This window comes from Saccharothrix isguenensis (assembly GCF_052936305.1).
Map to the genome: position 1 here is coordinate 7,027,535 of NZ_CP193626.1, position 20,089 is coordinate 7,047,623.

21 protein-coding genes are annotated in these 20,089 nt (G+C 72.8%); 14 read left to right on the forward strand and 7 right to left on the reverse strand.

The window, feature by feature from the left end; translation table 11 throughout:
- Positions 1-19: 19 nt before the first annotated feature.
- Positions 20-1,399 (reverse strand): MFS transporter, encoded by a 1,380-nt coding sequence (locus ACRAKI_RS31505; RefSeq protein ID WP_447004125.1) that lies wholly within the window; start codon positions 1,397-1,399, stop codon positions 20-22.
- A 230-nt stretch (positions 1,400-1,629) separates the two neighbouring features.
- On the opposite strand from ACRAKI_RS31505, the gene ACRAKI_RS31510 reads away from it, so the two are divergent.
- Positions 1,630-2,532 (forward strand): LysR family transcriptional regulator, encoded by a 903-nt coding sequence (locus tag ACRAKI_RS31510; RefSeq protein ID WP_447004126.1) that lies wholly within the window; start codon positions 1,630-1,632, stop codon positions 2,530-2,532.
- Between the two features lie 22 nt (positions 2,533-2,554).
- Here the strand turns inward: ACRAKI_RS31510 and ACRAKI_RS31515 are convergent, their stop codons facing one another.
- Positions 2,555-3,187: a ThuA domain-containing protein gene (locus tag ACRAKI_RS31515; RefSeq protein ID WP_447004127.1), complete on the reverse strand. Its 633-nt coding sequence runs from the start codon at positions 3,185-3,187 to the stop codon at positions 2,555-2,557.
- A gap of 31 nt (positions 3,188-3,218) precedes the next feature.
- Positions 3,219-3,860, reverse strand: a complete 642-nt coding sequence (locus tag ACRAKI_RS31520) for a TetR family transcriptional regulator (protein WP_447004128.1) — start codon at positions 3,858-3,860, stop codon at positions 3,219-3,221.
- An 87-nt stretch (positions 3,861-3,947) separates the two neighbouring features.
- Here ACRAKI_RS31520 and ACRAKI_RS31525 point away from each other — a divergent pair, with 87 nt between their 5' ends.
- The 8 genes from ACRAKI_RS31525 (at position 3,948) to ACRAKI_RS31560 (ending at position 10,187) form a co-directional block, all read left to right on the forward strand.
- On the forward strand, positions 3,948-4,643 hold the full coding sequence (locus tag ACRAKI_RS31525; protein ID WP_447004129.1) for an MSMEG_6728 family protein: 696 nt from the start codon (positions 3,948-3,950) through the stop codon (positions 4,641-4,643).
- A 78-nt stretch (positions 4,644-4,721) separates the two neighbouring features.
- On the forward strand, positions 4,722-5,180 hold the full coding sequence (locus ACRAKI_RS31530) for a DoxX family protein (RefSeq protein WP_447004130.1): 459 nt from the start codon (positions 4,722-4,724) through the stop codon (positions 5,178-5,180).
- 97 nt (positions 5,181-5,277) lie between these two features.
- Positions 5,278-6,117, forward strand: coding sequence for an SDR family oxidoreductase (locus ACRAKI_RS31535; protein WP_447004131.1), 840 nt, complete (start codon positions 5,278-5,280; stop codon positions 6,115-6,117).
- 133 nt (positions 6,118-6,250) lie between these two features.
- Positions 6,251-6,679 carry a YciI family protein gene (locus tag ACRAKI_RS31540; RefSeq protein WP_447004132.1) on the forward strand — a complete coding sequence of 143 codons (429 nt, stop codon included), beginning with the start codon at positions 6,251-6,253 and terminating at the stop codon, positions 6,677-6,679.
- Between the two features lie 66 nt (positions 6,680-6,745).
- The gene (locus ACRAKI_RS31545) at positions 6,746-7,987 is read left to right on the forward strand and encodes an RNA polymerase sigma factor (protein ID WP_447004133.1); all 1,242 of its coding nucleotides are present in this window, start codon (positions 6,746-6,748) and stop codon (positions 7,985-7,987) included.
- Between the two features lie 170 nt (positions 7,988-8,157).
- On the forward strand, positions 8,158-9,381 hold the full coding sequence (locus ACRAKI_RS31550) for an MFS transporter (RefSeq protein WP_447004134.1): 1,224 nt from the start codon (positions 8,158-8,160) through the stop codon (positions 9,379-9,381).
- Positions 9,382-9,391: 10 nt separating this feature from the next.
- Positions 9,392-9,937 carry a GNAT family N-acetyltransferase gene (locus tag ACRAKI_RS31555; protein WP_447004135.1) on the forward strand — a complete coding sequence of 182 codons (546 nt, stop codon included), beginning with the start codon at positions 9,392-9,394 and terminating at the stop codon, positions 9,935-9,937.
- Between the two features lie 49 nt (positions 9,938-9,986).
- Positions 9,987-10,187 (forward strand): hypothetical protein, encoded by a 201-nt coding sequence (locus tag ACRAKI_RS31560; protein ID WP_447004136.1) that lies wholly within the window; start codon positions 9,987-9,989, stop codon positions 10,185-10,187.
- Positions 10,188-10,193: 6 nt separating this feature from the next.
- Here the strand turns inward: ACRAKI_RS31560 and ACRAKI_RS31565 are convergent, their stop codons facing one another.
- Positions 10,194-12,860, reverse strand: a complete 2,667-nt coding sequence (locus ACRAKI_RS31565; RefSeq protein WP_447004137.1) for an AAA family ATPase — start codon at positions 12,858-12,860, stop codon at positions 10,194-10,196.
- A gap of 385 nt (positions 12,861-13,245) precedes the next feature.
- On the opposite strand from ACRAKI_RS31565, the gene ACRAKI_RS31570 reads away from it, so the two are divergent.
- Positions 13,246-13,422, forward strand: a complete 177-nt coding sequence (locus ACRAKI_RS31570; RefSeq protein ID WP_447004138.1) for a hypothetical protein — start codon at positions 13,246-13,248, stop codon at positions 13,420-13,422.
- A 52-nt stretch (positions 13,423-13,474) separates the two neighbouring features.
- Positions 13,475-14,680 (forward strand): MFS transporter, encoded by a 1,206-nt coding sequence (locus ACRAKI_RS31575; RefSeq protein ID WP_447004139.1) that lies wholly within the window; start codon positions 13,475-13,477, stop codon positions 14,678-14,680.
- On the opposite strand, the gene ACRAKI_RS31580 is transcribed toward ACRAKI_RS31575, so the two are convergent.
- Positions 14,561-15,850, reverse strand: a complete 1,290-nt coding sequence (locus tag ACRAKI_RS31580) for an isocitrate lyase/PEP mutase family protein (RefSeq protein WP_447004140.1) — start codon at positions 15,848-15,850, stop codon at positions 14,561-14,563. The genes ACRAKI_RS31575 and ACRAKI_RS31580 overlap by 120 nt on opposite strands.
- Before the next feature lie 64 nt (positions 15,851-15,914).
- Between ACRAKI_RS31580 and ACRAKI_RS31585 the strand changes: the two genes are divergently transcribed.
- The gene (locus ACRAKI_RS31585) at positions 15,915-16,595 is read left to right on the forward strand and encodes an ArsR/SmtB family transcription factor (RefSeq protein ID WP_447004141.1); all 681 of its coding nucleotides are present in this window, start codon (positions 15,915-15,917) and stop codon (positions 16,593-16,595) included.
- Here the strand turns inward: ACRAKI_RS31585 and ACRAKI_RS31590 are convergent.
- Both ACRAKI_RS31590 and ACRAKI_RS31595 read right to left on the reverse strand, forming a co-directional pair.
- Positions 16,592-17,344: a PP2C family protein-serine/threonine phosphatase gene (locus ACRAKI_RS31590; protein WP_447004142.1), complete on the reverse strand. Its 753-nt coding sequence runs from the start codon at positions 17,342-17,344 to the stop codon at positions 16,592-16,594. The two genes, ACRAKI_RS31585 and ACRAKI_RS31590, sit on opposite strands and share 4 nt — an antisense overlap.
- Positions 17,345-17,399: 55 nt before the next feature.
- Entirely contained in the window at positions 17,400-18,440 is a 1,041-nt protein-coding gene (locus tag ACRAKI_RS31595) for an ROK family protein (RefSeq protein ID WP_447004143.1), read from the reverse strand.
- 52 nt (positions 18,441-18,492) lie between these two features.
- On the opposite strand from ACRAKI_RS31595, the gene ACRAKI_RS31600 reads away from it, so the two are divergent.
- Positions 18,493-19,512 carry a Gfo/Idh/MocA family protein gene (locus tag ACRAKI_RS31600; protein ID WP_447004144.1) on the forward strand — a complete coding sequence of 340 codons (1,020 nt, stop codon included), beginning with the start codon at positions 18,493-18,495 and terminating at the stop codon, positions 19,510-19,512.
- Entirely contained in the window at positions 19,509-19,970 is a 462-nt protein-coding gene (locus ACRAKI_RS31605; protein WP_447004145.1) for a heme-degrading domain-containing protein, read from the forward strand. The genes ACRAKI_RS31600 and ACRAKI_RS31605 overlap by 4 nt, the downstream gene beginning before the upstream one ends.
- Positions 19,971-20,089 lie beyond the last annotated feature (119 nt).

Sequence of the window (20,089 nt, forward strand, 5' to 3'; positions counted from 1 at the left end):
GTGTTCGACTCGCGAGGGTCTAGCCGCCGTGGCCGGGTGACCGGCGGGAACGGAGCCGGAGGCGCACGACCACGGCCAGGCCGAACACCACGAGCAGGGCCGCGACGGCGAACGTCCGGCTGGTCCCGCGAGCCACTTCCGCCGACGTGGCCGCGGTGACGTCGCTGGTGCCCGCCGCGAAGGTGAACACCGCCCCCATGAGCGACGCGCCCGCCATGAAGCCGAGGTTCCGGGAGAGGTTCACCAGGCCCGACACCACGCCGCGCCGCTGCGGCGGGACGTCGTTCATGACCGCGGTGTTGTTGGCCGCCTGGAACAGCGCGTAGCCCGCCGTGACGACGACCAGGGGCACGACGTACCCGGTGACACCGGCCGCCACCGGCATGAAGGACAGCACCGCGGCGCCGCCGATGATGCCGGACAGCCCGACGACCACCACGGCCTCGGCTCCGAAGCGGTCGGTGGCACGGCCGGCCGGGACGCCGACGAGGGCCGCCACCGCCGGTCCGGCCGACATCACCAGACCGACCGCGGCGGGGTGGAGGCCGAGCGCCAGGGCCAGGTGGAAGGGGCCGACGACGAGGGTGGTCATCATGACCGTCGAGACCAGGGCGCTCGTCGTCAGGCCGGCGGCCAGGACGGGGTCGCGGAACATCGAGAGGGTGACCAGCGGGGACGAGACCCGGCGCTCGACCACGACGAACAGGACGAGGCCGGCCGCCGAGGCGATGAGCAGGCCGACGGCGAGCGGGCCCGACCGGTCGCCCTCGACCGTCATCGCCAGCGCGTAGGCGGCCAGGGTGATCGCCAGCAACGCCATGCCCGGGGTGTCGAACCGCCGGTGCGCGCCACGCGGCGTCGGCGCTGAGCCCGGCAGCACCCGGTGCGCGAGCACGAGCGCGAGGACGCCGAGCGGCACGGCGACGAGGAAGATCGCACGCCAGCCGGAAACCGCGATCAGGACTCCGCCGAGGGACGGCCCGAGCGCCGTGCCGACGGCCGACATCGTGCCGAGCAGCCCCATGACCCGACCCGTGCGCTCCTTGGGCACCGTCTCGCCGACGAACGCCATGGTCAGCGCCATCATGCACGCGGCGCCGACGCCCTGGAGCGCCCGCCCGGCGATCAGCACCGGCAGGTTCGGGGCGAGCCCGCACAGCAGCGTCGCGAGGGTGAACACGGCGGTGCCGCACAGCAGCAGCCGACGCCGACCGGTGAGGTCGCCGAGCCGACCGGCTCCGACGATCACCGTCGTGAGGGTCAGGAGGTAGGCGATCACCACCCACTGGACCTCGTTGAAGCCGGCGTCGAGAGCCGCCGCCACGGTCGGCAGGCCGATGTTGGCGGTGCTGATGCCGAGCGACGGCAGCAGCACGGACAGCGACAGCGCGGTGAGCACCCGGGTCGCCGGTGGACGGTGCGCGGGCGGCGCGGGCGGCGCTGGTTCGGTGCCCGGAGGGGTTGCAGGTCTCAAGACGGTGGCCGCTTCCTGGAGTCGGTGCCGGTCGCGTGTGGACGCCGGTCGCCAACGACCGTAAGTCGGCCCGGGGCATGGCGGAAGGCGCAATGATGGCAATCCACTTGTGCGCCGGACGCCATGTCGCGGCTGGTTCGTGGGATGGTGTGCCGATGGCGCGCCCCGATCTGAACCTGCTGGTCACACTGGACGTCCTGCTCCAGGAGGGCAGCGTGACGCGGGCGGGGGAACGGCTCGCGCTCAGTCCCTCCGCGATGAGTCGCGCGCTCGCGCGGCTGCGCCGGACCACCGGAGACCCACTGCTGGTGCGGTCGGGTCGGGGGTTGGTGCCGACGCCCCACGCGTTGGCGCTCCGCGACCGCGTGCGCGGCCTGGTCCAGGAAGCCGAAGCGGTGCTGAGCCCGGCCGAGGAGCCGGACCTGGCGACGCTGGAGCGGACGTTCGCCCTGCGCACCAGCGACGGGTTCGTGGAGAGGTTCGGACCCGCGTTGGTGGCCGAGGTGGGCCGTGCGGCACCCGGCGTGCGACTCCGGTTCCTCCAGAAGGCCAAGAAGGACAGCGTTCCCCTGCGGGACGGCGTGGTCGACCTGGAGACGGGCGTTGTCGACCGAACGCTCGCTCCGGACGTCCTGAGCGAGCCCTTGTTCACCGATCGGTTCATCGGGGTGGTGCGGAACGAGCACCCGCTGAGCACGGGGGAGGTGACAGCCGCCCGGTACGCCTCCGCGCGCCACGTGCACGTCTCCAGGCGCGGCCTGGTGGAAGGGCTCGTGGACGAGGCCCTGCACCCGACGGGCCACCGGCGGACCGTCGTGACGGTGGTCGACGGCTTCGGCGCGGCGCTGGCGCTGGCGAACGCCTCCGACCTGGTCGCCACGGTTCCGGAGCGGCACACCGCGAACCTGCGGCACGGGATGCGCGCGTTCGAGCTGCCCTTCCGCGCGCCCGAGGTGGTGGTCTCGCTGCTGTGGCACCTCCGGTTCGACGCCGATCCGGCGCACCGGTGGCTGCGCGACCGCGTGCTCGACGTGTGCCGGTCCGACGAGCGGGGCTGAGGGCGGACCGGGCGTCAGCGGGTCAGCGGCGGGCGGCCCAGAGGAGGCCTCGTTCGACCAGGGTGCGGACGGGCGGCAGGGCCAGGTCCGCGGGGAAGTGGCCAATGGTGCAGGCGAAGACCCGGCCGGCGCCCCAGCGCCTCGTCCAGACGGCCGGGACGGTCAGCTGCGCGTTCCACGGCTCGGCGGCGGGGAACGTCGTGGTCGCGTGGACGTCGTTCAAGGCGTCCGTGAGCACCCAGTACTGCTCGGTCCGCAGCGAGAAGCCGGTGAGGCCTTCCACGATCGGGTGGGTGGAGGTGATCTCGATCCGGTGGTCCACGAAGTCACCGGGGTGGGCCACGAACTGGCCTCCGACCAACCTCATGTAGTCGCGGGAGTGGCGGAACGAGTCGACCAGGCCGCCGTGCCACCCCGCGAGGCCCGTGCCGGAGCGCACCGCCGCGTCCAGCCGGGCGAACTGCCCGTCGGTCAGCTCTCCGTCGCTCCAGCACTGCACGACCAGGTCGTAGCGCGCCAGGTCGGAGTCGTAGGCCTCCAGGGAGTCCGACACGTCCACCGAGAAGCCCGACGACCGGAGGAACGGGAGGAACGAGTCGGTGGCCTCCACGGGCGAGTGCCCGTCCCAGCCGCCGCGAACCACTAGTGCCTTCACAGCTCAGCACCTTAGGGGACCGCGCGAGCAGCTAGGCGCGGGCGACCAGACCGGCCAGCTGGTTGACCAGGCCCTCGGTCAGGCCGATCCGGAACACCTCGTCCGGCGGCGGTGCGCCCATCTCCCGCATGACCTGCGCGACGGCCTCGGACGGGTTCGCGTGGGGCCACAGGCCGGCCGTCATCACCAGCACCGCCCGCGCGAAGTGTCGCGCGGCGGCCTCGTCCAGCACCGGCACGCGCGCCCGCACGACGTCACCCAGACGGGTGGTGTGGAAGGTCGCCCGGCGTTTGAACACGCGGGCGAACTCCACCGGGATGTTGCGCTCCAGCACCCCGGCCATGCCGCTGGTCAACTCGCACATCAGCCGCCGGCGGTGCAGGGACGCGGCGATGGTGGTCGCCACCTCCTCCGCCCCGGACGCCGAGGTCAGCGCGCCCTCCACCTCGTCCAGCCAGGCGCCCCACTCCTCGTCCAGCACCTCCAGGAAGATCGCCTCGCGGCTGTCGAAGTACCGCAGCACGTTCGACTTCGCCAGCCCCACCCGATCGCTCAACTCCCGCAGGCTGATGTCGGCGACGGACCGCTCCCGCAACATCGCGCACGCCGTTTCGAGGATCGCGCGTCGCCGCTGCGCCACCTGCTCCGGCTTCCTGGCGCGCTTGAACTCCACCGGGGAAGGCTAACAGCCCACCGGTCTTTTGCCAGCCGATCGGGGGACCGCGGCTTGGCCGCCCGTCACGGCGGGTAGGTGGCTGGGGTGCAGACGTTCCTGCCGTGCACGACCTTCGGCCGCAGCGCCGCCGTCCTCGACTCGCGGCGGCTCGGCAAGCAGCGCGTGGAGACCCTGCAGATCCTGCGCGCCCTGGTGTGGCCGGAGTACGGCTGGAAGCGGCACCCGGCGGTCGTGATGTGGCGCGGCTTCACGCCCGCGCTGGTCGCCTACGGCGTGGCCGTGTGCGACGAGTGGCTCCGCCGGGGCCACCGCGACGGCATGCGCGCCGCGCTCCTCGACTTCACCGGCGGCCGGGAGCCGACGTGGTCCTGGTGCCTCGCCGAAGGCCTGCTCCCGCCCTGGCTCGGAGACGAAGACCTGCACCGCAGCCACCGGTCCGCACTCCTGCGCAAGGACCCCGACCACTACCGCCCGCTGTTCCCCGACGTCCCGGACGACCTGGACTACGTCTGGCCGCCGCCGGTGTTCCCGATGGACGTCCCCGACACACCGGGCCTGGTCGCGTACCGGATCGACCGGCCTCCCCTGCCCGACGAGCACCTGCCGCCACCGCCGCTCGACCACCGCCCCGGCCCGTCCGTCGCCCGCGTGCCCACCGAGGCCGACCTGGCGGCCATGCGCGCCGAGGCGACGGACCCGCGACCGGTCCGCTTCTTCCGCCGCGGCCAACGCCTACCGCCTCCGACCACCCGTTTCACCGTCCGACGAAGACTTCCCTGAAGAAGTTCGACGGGTGTGTCGATCCGGGCGGGTTCCCGTTCGTCGGGTTGGTGAGACCACCGAGCAGGGGAGACCGAGATGGCCACCACGACGTACACCCGTCCCGCCGCCACCGTCCTCAACACCAAGCGCAACGACCTGGTCCTCGCCGCCTTCCGCGTCGTGGTGTCGTTCCTGTTCGGGTGCCACGGCCTGATGGGCCTCGGCTTCCTGGGCGGCATCGACGGGCAGGGCACTGCGGTCCCGTTCGGCTCGTGGCCGGGCTGGTACGGCAGCGTCATCGAGTTGGTCGGCGCGGTCCTGGTGCTGATCGGCCTGGCCGCGCGTCCGGCGGCGTTCGTGCTCTCCGGCGTGATGGCCTACGCGTACTTCACCGTGCACCAGCCCGAGGCGCTGCTCCCCCTGCACAACATGGGGGAGCCGGCCGCCGTCTACAGCTGGGTGTTCCTCCTGCTCGCCGCCTTCGGCCCCGGCGCCTTCACGGTTCAAGGGGCCATCGCGGGTCGGCGCGCCTCCCGCGGGCACGCCGACCGGTGACCACGCCGGAACGGGATTTCCTCCCGATGGCGCACCTCCCTGGTGGAGGTGCGCCATCGGCGTGTTCAGGCGGCAACGTGGTGGGCACCCTCCCGGCATGGCGGAGCCCAAAGTCCAGTACCCAGGTTTGACCGACGACGTCCGACCCACCCCCGACCACGGTGAAACGACCTACCGCGGCACGGGGCGCCTCACCGACAAGAAGGCTGTCATCACCGGCGGCGACTCCGGCATCGGCCGCGCCGTCGCGCTCGCGTTCGCCCGTGAAGGCGCGGACGTGCTCATCTCCTACCTCGAAGCCGAGGAGAAGGACGCCCGCGAGACCGCCCGGCTGATCGAGGACGCCGGCCGCACCGCCGTCGTCGTCCCCGGCGACCTGGTGGAGGAGTCGCAGTGCGCAGACGTGGTGGCCCGCGCGGTCGACGAGTTCGGCCGCGTCGACATCCTGGTCAGCAACGCCGCCTACCAGATGTCGCAGGACGGCGGCCTGCTCGACATCTCCACCGAGCAGTTCGACCGCGTCATGAAGACGAACGTCTACGCGATGTTCTGGCTGTGCAAGGCAGCCGTCCCGCACATGCCCGAAGGCTCTTCGATCATCACCACGTCGTCCATCCAGGGCTTCCAACCCTCCTACCAGCTCCTCGACTACGCCACCACCAAGGCGGCGATCGTGAACTTCACCAAGGGCCTGGCGCAGAACCTGGTGGAGCGGAAGATCCGGGTCAACTCGGTCGCGCCCGGTCCGGTGTGGACGCCGCTCATCCCGTCCACCATGCCGCCGGAGAAGGTGGAGAGCTTCGGCGAGCAGTCGCCCATGGGCCGCGCCGGGCAGCCCGCCGAGCTGGCGCCGCTCTACGTCTTCCTCGCCTCGGCCGACTCCAGCTACATCACCGGTGAGGTCATCGGCGTCACCGGAGGTTCACCCATCACGTGACACCGCTGGTCAGCGGCCTGCAAGAAAACCTTGAAGAAATGTCGGCCCGCGTGTCGATCCGCGAGCCCCTCCGTTCGTCGCGTCAGTACGGGCCACGATGGACCGGCCACGACGAACCGACAGGGAGATCGAGATGCGTTTCATGGTGATCGTGAAGGCCAACGAGGACACCGAGGCGGGGGTCCAGCCCAGCGAGGAGATGCTCAACGAGATGGGCGCCTTCAACGAGGAACTGGCGAAGGCCGGCGTGCTGCTCGCGGGCGAGGGCCTGCACCCCAGCTCCAAGGGTGCGCGGGTCTACTTCTCCGGTGACAAGCGGACGGTCGTCGACGGTCCGTTCACCGAGACCAAGGAGCTCATCGCGGGCTTCTGGCTGCTGGAGGTCAAGTCACTGGAAGAGGCCGTCGAATGGGTGAAGCGGGCGCCGAACCCGACCGGCGAGGAGTCCCAGATCGAGATCCGCCAGATCTTCACGGAGGACGACTTCGTGAACGCGTCGGAGGAGATGAAGGAGCGCGAGCGCCAGTTGCGCGCCGAGACCGAGGCCCGCACCAACGGCTGAGGGCCGCGGCCCGAGACGTTCTCGCTTGCCGACGCGCATCGGTAGCTGGTCTGATCCCGGACCGTGATGGCTACCGATGCGCGTCGTGCGGTCGAAGCGGTGTGGCGGATCGAGTCCGCGCGCCTGATCGCCGGGCTGGCGCGAGTGGTGCGGGACGTCGGGCTGGCCGAGGAGCTGGCCCAGGACGCGATGGTCAGCGCGCTGGAGCAGTGGCCGGAGCACGGCATCCCGCGCAACCCCGGGGCGTGGCTGATGACCGCCGCGAAGAACCGGGCCGTCGACCTGATCCGGCGCAAGCAGAACTACCAGCGCAAGCTGGAGGAGATCGGCCGAGCCACCGAAGCCGACCACGTGCCGGACGCCGCCGCCAAGGTCGGTGAGATCGACGACGACCTGTTGCGGCTGGTGTTCACCGCGTGCCACCCCGTGCTGTCCACCGAGGCGCAGGTGGCGTTGACCCTGCGCATGCTGGGCGGCCTGACCACCGAGGAGATCGCCCGCGCGTTCCTGGTGCCCGAGCCGACCGTGGCGCAGCGGATCGTGCGGGCGAAGAAGACGCTGTCCAAGGCGGGTGTGCCGTTCGAGGTGCCGGCGGAGAACGAGCGGGACGCCCGGCTGTCCTCCGTGCTCGGCGTGATCTACCTGATCTTCAACGAGGGCTACTCGGCCACCGCCGGTGACGACTGGATGCGGCCGGGGCTGTGCGAGGACGCGCTCCGGCTGGCCCGCGTGCTGGCCGGCCTGATGCCGCGCGAACCCGAGGTGCACGGGCTGGTCGCGTTGCTGGAGATCCAGGCGTCCCGGGCGAAGGCCCGGATCGGGCCGAACGGCGAGCCCGTGCTGCTGCTGGAGCAGAACCGGGCGCGCTGGGACCAGCTGCTGATCCGCCGTGGTCTCGCGGCCTTGGCCAAGGCCGAGTCGCTGGGCGGCGCGGGCGGCCCGTACGCGGTGCAGGCGGCGATCGCCGCGTGCCACGCGCGTGCCCGCGTGCCGGAGGACACCGACTGGACCCGGATCGCCGGCCTGTACGAGGCGTTGTCGCTGGTCGCGCCGTCCCCGATCGTGGAGCTGAACCACGCGGTGGCGATCGGGATGGCGTTCGGCCCGGCGGTCGGGCTGGAACTGGTGGACGAGTTGGTCGACGAACCCGCGTTGAAGGAGTACCACCTCCTGCCGAGCGTGCGCGGCGACCTGCTGGCCAAGCTCGGTCGGCACGCCGAGGCGCGGGTGGAGTTCGAGCGGGCGGCCGGGCTCACCCGCAACCAACGGGAGCGCAAGCTCCTGCTGGACCGCGCCGCCGCCTGCTAGCGGCGCGAGAACGACAGGAGCTCGCGAGAACGTTCCGCGTGAAGCTCCCCGACGCGCCGCCGGGCGAGGTCGTGGAGGGCCGGTTGGAGCGACGCGTGCGGTCCGGCATGGACCGGGGAGAGCGGCCGGGCGCCCGCATCTGAGAAGCTGGCCCACAGGGGGGTGGCCGCATGAGCGACCGCGCGGGAAAACTCCTGCACCAGCGGGACTTCGTCCGTTTTTGGGCCGCCGACACCGTGTCCCTCACCGGCACGCACATCACCACGCTGGCGCTGCAAACCGTGGCCATCGTGACGCTGGGCGCCTCGCTCACCGAAACGGGTGTGCTGGCGGCGTCACGCTGGCTGCCCTACCTCCTGTTCGGCCTGGTCGCCGGGGTCGTGGTGGACCGCCGTCGCAGGCTGCCGGTGCTCATCGGCACCGACTTCGCCCGCGCCGCCGTGCTCGCGCTGATCCCGCTGACGGCCCTCACCGACACCCTCACGTTGCCGCTGCTGTTCGCCCTGGTGGTGGTCTTCGGGACGTTGTCCCTCTTCTACGACGCGGCGCACCAGTCGTTCCTGCCCCTGCTCGTCCCCACCGCCCGCCTCACCGACGCCAACGCCCGCCTGGAGCAGACCGGGTCGGTCGCCCAGGGCTTGGGCCCGCTCGTGGGCGGCGCGCTGGTCAAGCTGATCGGCGGACCGCTCGCGATCCTGGTCGACGCCGTCTCGTACCTCGTCTCCGGTCTGGTGCTGGCCACCCTCCGCACGCGTGAGCAGGTGCCGGAGGCGCGGAAGCGGGACCTGCGCGCCGAGGTGCGGGAAGGCCTCCGGTGGGTCTACCGCCACGAGGTGCTGCGGCCACTCGCGATCGCCACGCACACGTGGTTCCTGTTCACCGCGATGGTCACCCCCGTCTTCTCCTTCCTGATGCTGAACGCGCTGGGCTTCGACGCGCTCGACTTGGGCATCACGTACGCCATCGGCGGGATCGGCGGGGTGCTCGGCGCGTCGCTGTCCAGCCGGGCGGGACGGCGGTTCGGCGTCGGCCCGGTGATCGTGGCCGCCCGCTGGCTCACCCCGGCGGCCTACGCGCTGGTCCCGTTCGCCACGTCGAGCGCGACCGGGTTCGCCCTGCTGTGCGCGGCGCAGTTCCTGTACTGGCTGTCGGCCACCTTGGACGGCGCGGTGGAGATGGGCTACCGGCAGACCATCACGCCGGGGCGGCTCCTGGGCCGGACGAACGCCACCATGCGGTCGGTCAACCGGGCCTCGCTCATGGTCGGCGCGCTGGCGGGCGGCCTCCTCGCCGAGTGGCTGGGCATCGGGACCGCGCTGTGGATCGCGGTGGCGGGCCTGGTCGGGCAGGCAGTCGGCATCTCGCTCACCGCCGTCCGCCACGCCCGCCTCTAACCTCTGCACGGTGGACCTGCGCACCGCCACAGCCGCCGACCTCGACCGGATCACCGCACTGGACGACTCGTTCACCACCGACACCGTGTTCGAAGTGGTGGCCGCGCCTGACGGGTTCACCCTGCGCTCCCAGCCGATCGATCCGCCGCTGCACAAGCTCTTCCCCCGGGACGAACCGGACGGCACGGTGTTCGTCGCCGCGGACGGACCGCGGGTGCGCGGGTTCGTCGCGATCGACCTGGAGGACTGGCGCCGGCGGTTGGTGATCCAGCAGGTCACGGTCGCGCCGGGCCATCGCGGGCGTGGCATCGGACGGGCGCTGGTCGAGCACGCGTGCGCCCACGGCCGCGAGCACGGCGCGCTGACCGCCTGGCTGGAGACGTCCACCGTCAACGTGCCCGCCATCCGCGCCTACCGGCGCATGGGGTTCACGTTGTGCGGCCTGGACACCACGTTCTACCGGGGCACGCCCGCCGAAGGCGAGACCGCCCTCTTCTTCACCCGCGCCCTGGCCGACGAATGCCCCAACCCGTCACCAGCCTGCACCGACGCGTGAATCCACTGGTCCAGCAGGATGTCGCCGCGGGCAGCTTGCCCGTTAAGCCGTGCCCACTCGCCACGCCTTCCGGTCCGACCGCCTCGGATGCCGAAGCGACCCGGTCCTGCGGTCCGACGACCACCACGGCCGGACGTACACGCTCACCGGACCCGAGCTGCTCGGCGTCGCGGACCAAGCCGCGGTGCTGTCGGGCCGCCCCGCGGGCACGTACGCCGCCTGGGCGCGCGACCGCTACCCGAGGTCCTGACCCGGCCTACCCGGACGCGCCCAGGTGCCGGACCGCTTCACGGGCGATGTCCGTCCGCGACCGGACCCCCAGCTTGGCCAGCACGTGGGACACATGGGTGGCCACCGTGCGGCCGGACAGGAACAGCCGTTCGCCGATCTGCCGGTTCGACAACCCGGTCACGACAAGCTCGGTGACCTTCAGCTCCATCGGGGTCAGGCTCTCCCACCCGTGCGTGGCCCGCCGGTGCTTGGCGTGCGGGCCACGCCGGATGCCGTGCTCCCGCAAGCGGGCCAGCAGCCTGGTCGACTCCCACTCCGCGCCCAGCACCGCGTGCACGTCCACCGCGTGGCTCATCGCCGCCCGCGCCGACGACCGGTCACCCGAGGACGCGAACAGCTCCGCAGCACCCGACAAAGCCTTGGCCCGGAACAACGTCCGGCCCGCCACCCGGTACTCCTCGGCCGCGTGCAGCAACCCCACGGGATCGGCCGACACCAGCGCCCGGCAGTACGCGGCGGACGCCCGCCGGTGCGGCACGTCCAGCTCCGCCGCCAGCACCTCCGCGTGCCGGACCGCGTCGGCGGCGTCCTCACCCAGCTCCACGGCCAGCCGCACGAAGTCCGGCAAGAGGTCTTCCACCGAATCCCACCCGGTCAGCACCGACCACGCCTCGCGCACCAGCCCGGCCTGCTCCAGCGACAGGCTCACGGCCAGCGCCAACGGCCCGATCACGTGCCCGTCCAGGCCCGTGCCCACCGCGTCCAGGTGCCGCCGGGCGCCCGCCGCGTCGCCCCGGTGGAGGTGGATCAACGCCGCCACGCCGTGGTCGCACCGGGACACCATCGGGTGCTTCAGGTCGTCGGCCAGCAGGTCGACGTCGACCAGCGCCTCGTCCCACCGGCCCGCGTCCAGCAGCAGCTGCCCCAACGCGCTCTGCGCCTGCGCGAGCCGCACGAGGTTCCCGACCCGGTCGGCGGCGGCCCGGACCACCTGGGCGGACGCGATGGCCTCCGCGCCCCGGTCCAGCTCCCCCAGCGTCACGGCCTGGTTGATCTGGAGCAGCAGCCGCAGGTCGGACGCCGCCGGCTCGCCCATCGCCACCGCCAGCGCCCGGTCGAACAGGGGCAACGCCTCGGCCATCCGACCGCGCACCATGGCCACGATCGTGCGGACGTGCAGCGCCCAGCTCGTGGCCCACCGGTCGCCGTCGACCAACGCCGCCTGCGCGAGCCGCTCGGCGGCGTCCAGCTCGCCGATGTCCCAGTGCGCGCGGGCGGCCAGCACGAGGAGCCGCGCCCGGTCCGACGACGTGAGGTCCGGTGCCGCGAGCGCGCGCTCCACCTCCACCAACGTCTCCGCCGAACGCCCCGTCATGCTGCGGCACTGCGCCAACGTCCAGTGCAGGCCGACGAGCGTCCCGTGCTCCAGACCGGCCAACGCCACGGTCTCGGCGCCGTGGTGATCACCCAGCCGGAACCGGGCCTCCGCCAGGTGCGCCAGCACCACACCGCGCCGTGACCCGACGTTCGGCGCGGCCACGACCCGGCTGAACAGGTCCACGGCGGCCTCGGGCGCGTGCGCGATGAGCGTCGAGCCGTGGATGACCAGCCACTCCACCACCCAGTCGGGCATCCGGTCGTCGGCGGCGAGCAGCTGCCGCGTCACCCGGTCCACGCCCGCGCCGGTGTCGACCAGCGCACGGGCCGCCTCGACGTGCCACGCGCCGCGCGCCGCCTCGGGCACCTCGTCGTACAGGGCCGTGCGCACCAACGGGTGCCGGAACGACAGGCCGGCCGTGCCGTCCACCAGCACGCCCGCCACGGTCGCCTCCTGCAACGCGGGCAGCAGCTCCACCACCCGCATCCCCAGCACCGCGGCCAGGTCCGCGACCGGGAAGTCCACGCCGAGCAGCGCGGCGGCCACGAGCACGCGGCGCACCTCCGCGCCGAGGAACCCGATCCGGTCCGCGATCGCGGCGGACAACGACGGCGGCACGCCGGAGTCGGTCAACCGCGCGACACCGGCGGCGTCCACCTCGATCGCGCCGCCGCGCAACAGCGCCTCGACCAGTTCGACCAGATAGAGCGGGTTGCCGCCGGCGTCCTCGGCGAGCCGCGCCAAGGCCTCGTCCGGGGTGCCGCCGGCGAGCGCGCCGGTCAGCTCGACCACGGCCGGCGGCGCGAGGCGCGGCACCGGTAACCGGGTCACGCCCTTGCGCAACGCGGCCAGGTCGTCCCGGCGCGGCAACGGCCGCAGCACGCCGATCAGCAGCAGCGGCAGTTGCGGCACGAGCCCCGCCAGCCGCCGCCACACCGCGACGCTCGCCTCGTCCGCCCACTGGAGGTCGTCCAGCACGAGCACCACCGGGCCGATCGCGCACAGGTCGTCCACCCGCGCCAGCAGGCGTTCGGCGGTGACCGCGGCGCTCTCCGACCGGCTCGCGGCGAGCGCGTCGAGCAGCGGCAGCAGCGGGAGGGGACGGCCCAGCTCGTCACCCGCGCCCCGGCACACCCGGAAGCCGCGGGCCGTCGCCGCGTCGCACGCCGTGCGCACCAGCGCGGTCTTGCCGATGCCCGGCTCGCCTTCCACGAGCAGCGCGCTGCCCCGCCCCCTGGACAGCTCGTCCACCAGCCCCAGCAGGCGGCCGGTCTCCCGCTCGCGGCCCGCGAGACGCAGTGTGACGGCGCGCACACTCTGAGAATACGGCGCTAACTTCAGATTAACAAGACGTTAACTATCACCGGATTAGCCTGATCGTCACACAGTTCTCCGATTGTTCACGCCGATTCCGCCCCCGATCCCGTCGGCACAATGCCACGGTAATCGCCGGAATTCCCCGATCCCTCGACACGGAGAACGCATGCGAATCGCACGAGTGCTCGTCGCCGCCCTGGCAGTCGCCGTCTTCACGACCGCCGCACAGGTGTCCACCAGCCCGTTCGGGGGCATGCCCTACAACTGACCAGCCGTATTCCACGCGGGTTGTGCGAATAGCGCACAATAGGGGTCGCCCGGCCGACGACGTCCGGCTCCCCACCGCTCCGGCACACCCATTCACCCCTTCTTCCGCACCGCCGTGCTGCCGGCACCGTCGGTGGTGCTGACCCACCTGGCGGCCACGGCGATCGTCGTCGCGGCCGCGGCGGGCTTCGACCAGGCCGTGTTCCGCCTGGCCGCCCTCGCGTCCGTCCTGCCACGGCGGATCGGCCCACCGCCCGCGGACGAAGGTCGCGGAGCCGGTTCAACCGCGTGACGGCCGAGCCGGGTGCGGGTTGGCCTGTGCCATGCGCTGTGGTTGACAACCCTTGCCGCCCCCGGCTCGGCCGCTCGCCCGCCTCTCGGTGGGCTGGGCGCTGCTGGCCGACACCGTGCCGATCTATCCGCTGTACGCGCTGCTGTTCGTGTCCACCGGGCTGTCGGATGCCGAGGTCTCGGCGCTGTTCGCGATCTGGTCGACGGTCGCGGTCGTGGCGGAAGTGCCGTTCGGCGCGTTCGCGGACCGGTTCTCCCGGAAGTGGTCGATCGTCGGCGCCGGCGTGTGCCAGGCCGCCGGTTACGCGCTGTGGACGGTGCTGCCGGGGTTCACCGGGTTCGCGGTGGGATTCGTGCTCTGGGGCGTGGGCGGCGCGATGTCGTCGGGCGCGGTGGAAGCGCTGGTGCACGACGGTCTCGCGGCGGCCGGCGCGGTCTCCCACTTCGGCGAGGTCCTCGGTCGGGTCACGGCGGTCGGCCTGCTGGCGCAGATCCCGGCCGCCCTGCTGGCCACCGTGCTCTTCTCCACCGGCGGCTTCGCGCTGGTCGGGTGGGTGAGCGTGGCGACGTGCCTGGGCGCGGCCCTGGTGGCGACGCGGCTGCCGGAGACGCCCCGACCGGAACCGGAGAGCTACCTGGCCACGCTGCGGTCCGGCCTGTCCGAGACCGCGCGCGTGCCCGTCGTCCGGCGGGCGGTGCTGGTCGTGGCGATGCTGGCCGCCGTCGACGCGTTCGAGGAGTACTTCCCGCTGATCGCGGCGGACTGGCGGGTGCCGCTGGCGTTGGTGCCGCTGGCGACGCTGGCCATCCCGCTGGCCGGCGCCGCCGGCGCCGCGTTGGGTGGCACGCGGCTCCCACTGGGGGTGCTCCTGGGCGGAGTGGCGGTGCTGCTGGGCACGGCCGGTCTGGTCGGCCACCCGGCGGGCCTGGCGGTGGTGGCGGTGTTCTACGGCGTGTACCGGCTGGTGTGGGTGACCACCGAGGCGCGGTTGCAGGAGCGGATCACGGGTGACGCGCGGGCGACCGTGACGTCGATGGCCGGGCTGGCGAGCGAGGTGTTCGCGTTCGCCGTGTACGCGGCGTGGGTGGCCGGCGGCGTGGTCGGCGTGTCGCTGCTGGTGCTCGTGCCGGCGGTGTTCCTAGTCCGCCAACGACTGGACTTCGGCGTACGTCGGGACGTCCGACGGGACCAGACCGCCGTCGCGCACGGCTCGCGCGGTCCGGACGGCCTCGCCCAGAGCGGCGCGGAACAGCAGTGAGCCGGTGCTGACCCGGCGGACGCCCAGGCCCCGCAACGCGCGGGCGTCCAGCTGCGCCAGGACGTTCAGCGGCGCGGGGACGGCCGCGACGACGTCGGCGATGCCCCGTTCGTCGGCGAGGCCGGGCACGAAGACGCCGTCGGCGCCCGCGTCCACGTAGCGGAGGGCCCGGTCGACGGTGGAGTCCCGGTCGACGCCCAGCCAGTGCGTGTCGACGCGGGCGTTGACGAACAAGCCGGGCGCGGCGTCCTTGAACGCCCGCACGATCGCCGCCTGCTCGTCAGGATCGGCGAGCCCTTCCCCACGCCCGTCCTCGACATTCACCCCGGCCACGCCCAGCTCCCACAGCTCGGCCGCCAGCCCGCGCACGTCCCGGCCGAAGCCGGCCTCGACGTCCACCGTCACCGGCACGGGCAGCCGCACCAGCGCCCGGGCCAACGCCAGCGTCTCCTCCCGTGCCACGCCGGCCGCGTCCGGGATGCCGTGCGCCGCAGCGACGCCGAGGCTCGTCGTCCCGACCGCCGGGAACCCCGCCCGGACCAGCGCCGCCGCCGACGCGAAGTCCCACGCGTTGGGCAGCACCAGGAAGTCGTCGTGCAACCGGTGGAACGCCCGCGCACCCTCGACCAACGCCCACGCGTGCGCCTGTCCCGGGCACTCGTGCCGTCCCGCGCCGAACCACGTCTCGCCCAGGTCCACCTCGACCACCGACCCGTCCGGCGCGACCCGCCGCGTCACCGGCACCGGCGGCTCGACCCCGGCGATCAACGCCCGCGTCGCGTCGCACGCCTGCACCAGCAGCCCGATCCGGTTGGCCGTCTCCTCGTCCCACGCCCCGCCGCACGCGGCGACCAGCCGGGCCACCGCCTCATCGGCCTCAGGCGTCACGTCCACGTGCGGCTGGTAGCACCGGGCCACCACCACGACATCGCCCGCGACGGACCGGGGCAGCCCCAACGCCTCCGCCACCACCGCCACCGGCATCCCCGGCCGCCGCAGCGATTGGAGATCCACAGTGGACAGGACGCGTTCGACGAACGCCCGCCGCCGCTCGCGGTCCGCCCCCTCGCTGAACCGCACCACCCCGGCCCGCAGCCACGCCACCCCGGACTCCGCCGCGGGCGCCGGCGTCACGACGTACGACTCGTCAAGCAGGACCTCGGAAGTCATGCGGCCAACGTAAGCCGTCCTCGCTTCGGCGCGCGCCGAACCGTGGTCGGCGCACAATGGCGGGATGGCAGCCGACGACCTGGCAAACCTGGCCGCGTTGCTGGCCGACCGCAGCCGCGCCCGGTTCCTGCTCGCGTTGATGGACGGCCGGGCGTGGACGTCCGGTGAACTGGCCGACGCCGCCGGAGTCGCGCCGTCCACGGCCAGCGAGCACCTGACGAGGCTCGTCCACGGCGGGCTCCTGGTCGAACGCCGCCAAGGCCGGCACCGCTACGTCCAGCTCGCCGGCCCGAAGCAGGCCCGGCTGCTCGAAGACCTCCTCGGCTACCTCGGCCCGGCCGAACCGACGGGACGCACGCTCCGCGCGTCCGCCGCCGACCAAGCCCTGCGCCGCGGCCGGACGTGCTACGACCACCTCGCCGGACGGCTGGGCGTGGCCATCACCGACGCCATGACGGCCCGCGGCCTGCTCACCGACGAGCCGGCGGTCACCGACGACGGCCTGGCGTGGTTCGAGGTCGAACTCGCGTTCACCCCGCCCGCCACCCGCCGGCCGCTCGCCAGGGCGTGCCTGGACTGGACCGAGCGCCGCTCCCACCTGGCGGGCACGGCCGGCGCACACGTGTGCGCCCACCTCCACGCCCGGGACTGGGTGCGCCGGATCGGCACCGGCCGCGCCGTCCGCCTCACCCCGACCGGTCGAACGGCCCTGCGCGACCTGCTCGGCCTCGCTGACGTGCTCTAGTCGCGCTTGAGCCAGTTCGGCAGCCACGAGTCGTCCCCCGCCGGCAGCACGTCGATCACCACGCAGGTGATGTTGTCCGGACCGCCGCCCGCGTTGGCCGCCTCGATCAACGTGCGCACGGTCTCGTCCCCGTCCGCCGTGGCCGTCAGCAGCCGGGCGATGTCCGCGTCGGCCAGCACGTCCGACAGGCCGTCCGAGCAGATCAGGTACCGGTCGCCCGCCTCGACGTCCTGGAAGAACAGGTCCGGGTCGTGCGCGCTACCCGCCTGGAGCGCGCGCATGAGCATGGACCGGCCGGGGTGCTCGGCGGCCTGTTCGGCGGCCATCCGACCGTCGTCCACCAAAGCCTGGACCATCGTGTGGTCCCGGGTGACCTGGGTCAGCACGCCCTCGCGGACGACGTAGCAGCGCGAGTCGCCGATGTGCCCGACTGCGAACCGCTCGCCGTCCCACCACAGCGCGGTGAGCGTGGTGCCCATGCCGCGCATGTCGAAGTTCTCCTCGGCCAGGTCGGTCAGCCGGATGGCGATCTCCCGCGCCGCGCCGGACAGCTCGCCGAGGGGGTCGTCGGCCTCCAGGTCGAGATCGGCCAGCACCGCCACCGCGATCGAACTCGCCACTTCGCCGTACGCGTGACCGCCCATGCCGTCGGCTACGGCGAACAGGCGCTCCTTGAAGTACACGGAGTCTTCGTTCGCTTCACGGCGCAGGCCGGGGTCGGTGCCGACGGCGTACCGGAGCGCATACATGCCGCACAGTGAATCACCCGCACGGGTGCCCGTGAGCAGGGCATGTCCAATTCGGTCACCTGGGACGACCGTAAAACTCGCTCAAGAGCAGCATGGCCGCCCCGGCCGCGACCACGTCATCCCCCAGCGGGGTGATCGACACGTCCACCGGCAGCCACTCGTCCTTCGGCAACCTGGCCCGCACGCCGTCGAGGTAGGCGGCGGGTTCGGCGAGCACCGCGCGGCCGGCCAGCACCACGTGGTCGATGTCGAGCAGCTGCACCAGGTCGGCCACCGCCACGCCCACTATGGACGTCGCCTCGACCAGGTCGCCCTGGGCGGCGGCGAGGTTGTGCAAGGCCTCGATGCAGCCGCTCCGGCCGCACACGCAGGGTGGGCCGTCCAGCTGGATCGTGGTGTGGCCGTACTCGCCCGCGTTGGTCCGGACGCCCCGGTGCACGCGGCCGTCCAGCAGCATCCCGATGCCGAGGCCGGTGCCGACGAGCACGAGCACCGCGTCCCGCAGCTCCTCGCCGCGCCGCCACGCCTCGGCCACCACCGCCGTGTTGGTGTCCTTGTCGAGCACCACCGGCAGCCCGAGCTGCTTCTCCGCCATCGCCCGCAGCGGCACGTCGTGCCACGCGGTCAGGCCGGTCGGGTAGTGCACGACGCCGGTGCGGTGGTCGAGCGGTCCGACGAAGCCGATGCCGACGCCGAGCAGCCGTTCGCTGCGCAGGCCGTCCACCAGGCGGGTCAGCTCGGCCACGAACGTCGGCGGGTCGAAGTCGCACGGCAGCGGCGCGACCGCCCGGTCCAGCACGGTGCCCGCCAGGTCGGTGAGCACGACCCGCAGCTCGTCCCGCTCGACCTGGGCGCCGAGCGCGAGCCTGCTGTCCGCGACGAGCTTCAGCAGGGTGCGCGGCTTGCCGACGCCGACGTTCCGGGTGCCGGACTCGACCAGCAGGCCGTCGTCGATGAGCCGGTTCACCACTTTGGACACCGCCTGCGGCGTGAGCCCGCTGCGGTCGGCCAGCTCGACCCTCGTGACCGCGCCGGACCGTGCCAAACCGAGCACTACCGCGTCGTTGTATCCCCGCAGGAAGCGCAAGTTCGGCACGGGTCCATCATCGCACCTAGCAATTACTAAACGACGTTGCTTTAATCCTTCCATGCTTCTCCGCACCGGACTGCTCGGCTACGGCATCGCCGGCCGCGTGTTCCACGCACCGCTCATCGCCGCGACGCCCGACATGGAGCTGACCGCCGTCGTCACCACCGACCCGGCACGGCGGGCGCAGGCCGAGGCGGCCCACCCCGGCGTCGCCCTGCCGCACATCGCCGAGGAGTTGTTCGCGCTCGACCTGGACCTCGTCGTGGTCGCCACCCCGAACCGCACGCACGTGCCGCTGGCGCTGTCGGCGATCGAGGCGGGCATCCCGGTCGTGGTGGACAAGCCGTTCGCGCCGACGTCCGCCGACGCCCGCCGGGTGATCCAGGCGGCGCGGTACCGGGGCGTGCCGGTGACGGTGTTCCAGAACCGGCGGTGGGACTCCGACTTCCGCACGATCCGGTCGCTGCTCGCCGAGGGCGCGCTGGGCGCCGTGACCCGGTTCGAGTCCCGGTTCGAGCGGTGGGTGCCGGACGTCTGGGACAACTGGCGCGAGCTGGGCGCGCCGGAGGAGGCCGGTGGCCTGCTGTACGACCTGGGCCCGCACCTCGTCGACCAGGCGATGGAGCTGTTCGGGCCGGTGGCGACGGTGTACGCGGAACTGGACCAGCGGCGACCCGGCGTCGAGGTGGACGACGACGTCTTCGTCGCCTTGACGCACATGAACGGCGTGCGGTCGCACCTGTGGGCCAGTGCCGCCGCGCCGCACCACGGACCCCGGTTCAGGGTGCTCGGATCGACCGGCGCGTACGTTTCGGACGGCTTGGACCGCCAGGAGGACGCGTTGGCAGCCGGCAAGCCATTTGACGATTTGTCGACACTCGGCCGGGTGGGTCTGCTGGACGAGGCGCAGGAAGTCGTCGGCCTGCCGGGCGCCTACTCCGAGTTCTACCGGCTGCTGGTCGCCGCGCTCCGCGACGGTGGCCCGCTGCCGGTCGAACCCGAGTCGGCGGTCTGGGCGCTGGAAGTCATCGAGGCGGCGTTCACGTCCGCCCGGACCGGACAGGTGGTGTCGCTGTGAGCTTGCTGGAGACGTTGGCCGAGCAGGAGTCCCGGCTGGTGTTCACGTCGTTCGACAACGAGGTGGCGCTGGCGCTGGGCGCGTTCCTGCTGTCGGCCGCCCGCGAGCGGTCGCTGCCGGTGACGATCTCCGTGCGGCGGGGGCGGCAGCGCCTGTTCCACGCGGCGCTGCCGGGCACGTCGGCGGACAACGACGAGTGGATCGACCGGAAGAGCCGCGTGGTGGACCGGTTCGCGCAGAGCTCGTACCGGGTCGGCGAGAGCTTCCGCGCCGACGGCAAGACGTTCGAAGAGGACTCCCGCCTGGACCCCGACCGCTACGCCGCGCACGGTGGCGTGTTCCCCGTGATCGTGGCCGGCGTGGGGATGGTGGGCACCGTCGGGGTGTCCGGCCTGCCCCAGGCCGACGACCACGCGTTCGTGGTGGAGCGGTTGGCGGAGTTCCTGGCGTCGACCTGACCGAGGGCGCGCACGGCTGTCCGCCCGCAGCCGCGCCCTCCGCCGCCCGGCGTCGTCCTGCCCCCGGACGCCGCCGGGACAGGCGGTGAAGGGCTTCCCCACCCCCCGGGAAGCCCTTC

Coding starts and splice junctions, on each gene's coding strand:
- ACRAKI_RS31510 (WP_447004126.1), top strand. CDS start 1,630: ATGGCGCGCCCCGATCTGAACCTGCTGGTCACACTGGACGTCCTGCTC.
- ACRAKI_RS31530 (WP_447004130.1), top strand. CDS start 4,722: ATGGCCACCACGACGTACACCCGTCCCGCCGCCACCGTCCTCAACACC.
- ACRAKI_RS31545 (WP_447004133.1), top strand. CDS start 6,746: ATGGCTACCGATGCGCGTCGTGCGGTCGAAGCGGTGTGGCGGATCGAG.
- ACRAKI_RS31600 (WP_447004144.1), top strand. CDS start 18,493: ATGCTTCTCCGCACCGGACTGCTCGGCTACGGCATCGCCGGCCGCGTG.
- ACRAKI_RS31540 (WP_447004132.1), top strand. CDS start 6,251: ATGCGTTTCATGGTGATCGTGAAGGCCAACGAGGACACCGAGGCGGGG.
- ACRAKI_RS31580 (WP_447004140.1), bottom strand. CDS start 15,850: ATGACTTCCGAGGTCCTGCTTGACGAGTCGTACGTCGTGACGCCGGCG.
- ACRAKI_RS31590 (WP_447004142.1), bottom strand. CDS start 17,344: ATGTATGCGCTCCGGTACGCCGTCGGCACCGACCCCGGCCTGCGCCGT.
- ACRAKI_RS31535 (WP_447004131.1), top strand. CDS start 5,278: ATGGCGGAGCCCAAAGTCCAGTACCCAGGTTTGACCGACGACGTCCGA.
- ACRAKI_RS31585 (WP_447004141.1), top strand. CDS start 15,915: ATGGCAGCCGACGACCTGGCAAACCTGGCCGCGTTGCTGGCCGACCGC.
- ACRAKI_RS31550 (WP_447004134.1), top strand. CDS start 8,158: ATGAGCGACCGCGCGGGAAAACTCCTGCACCAGCGGGACTTCGTCCGT.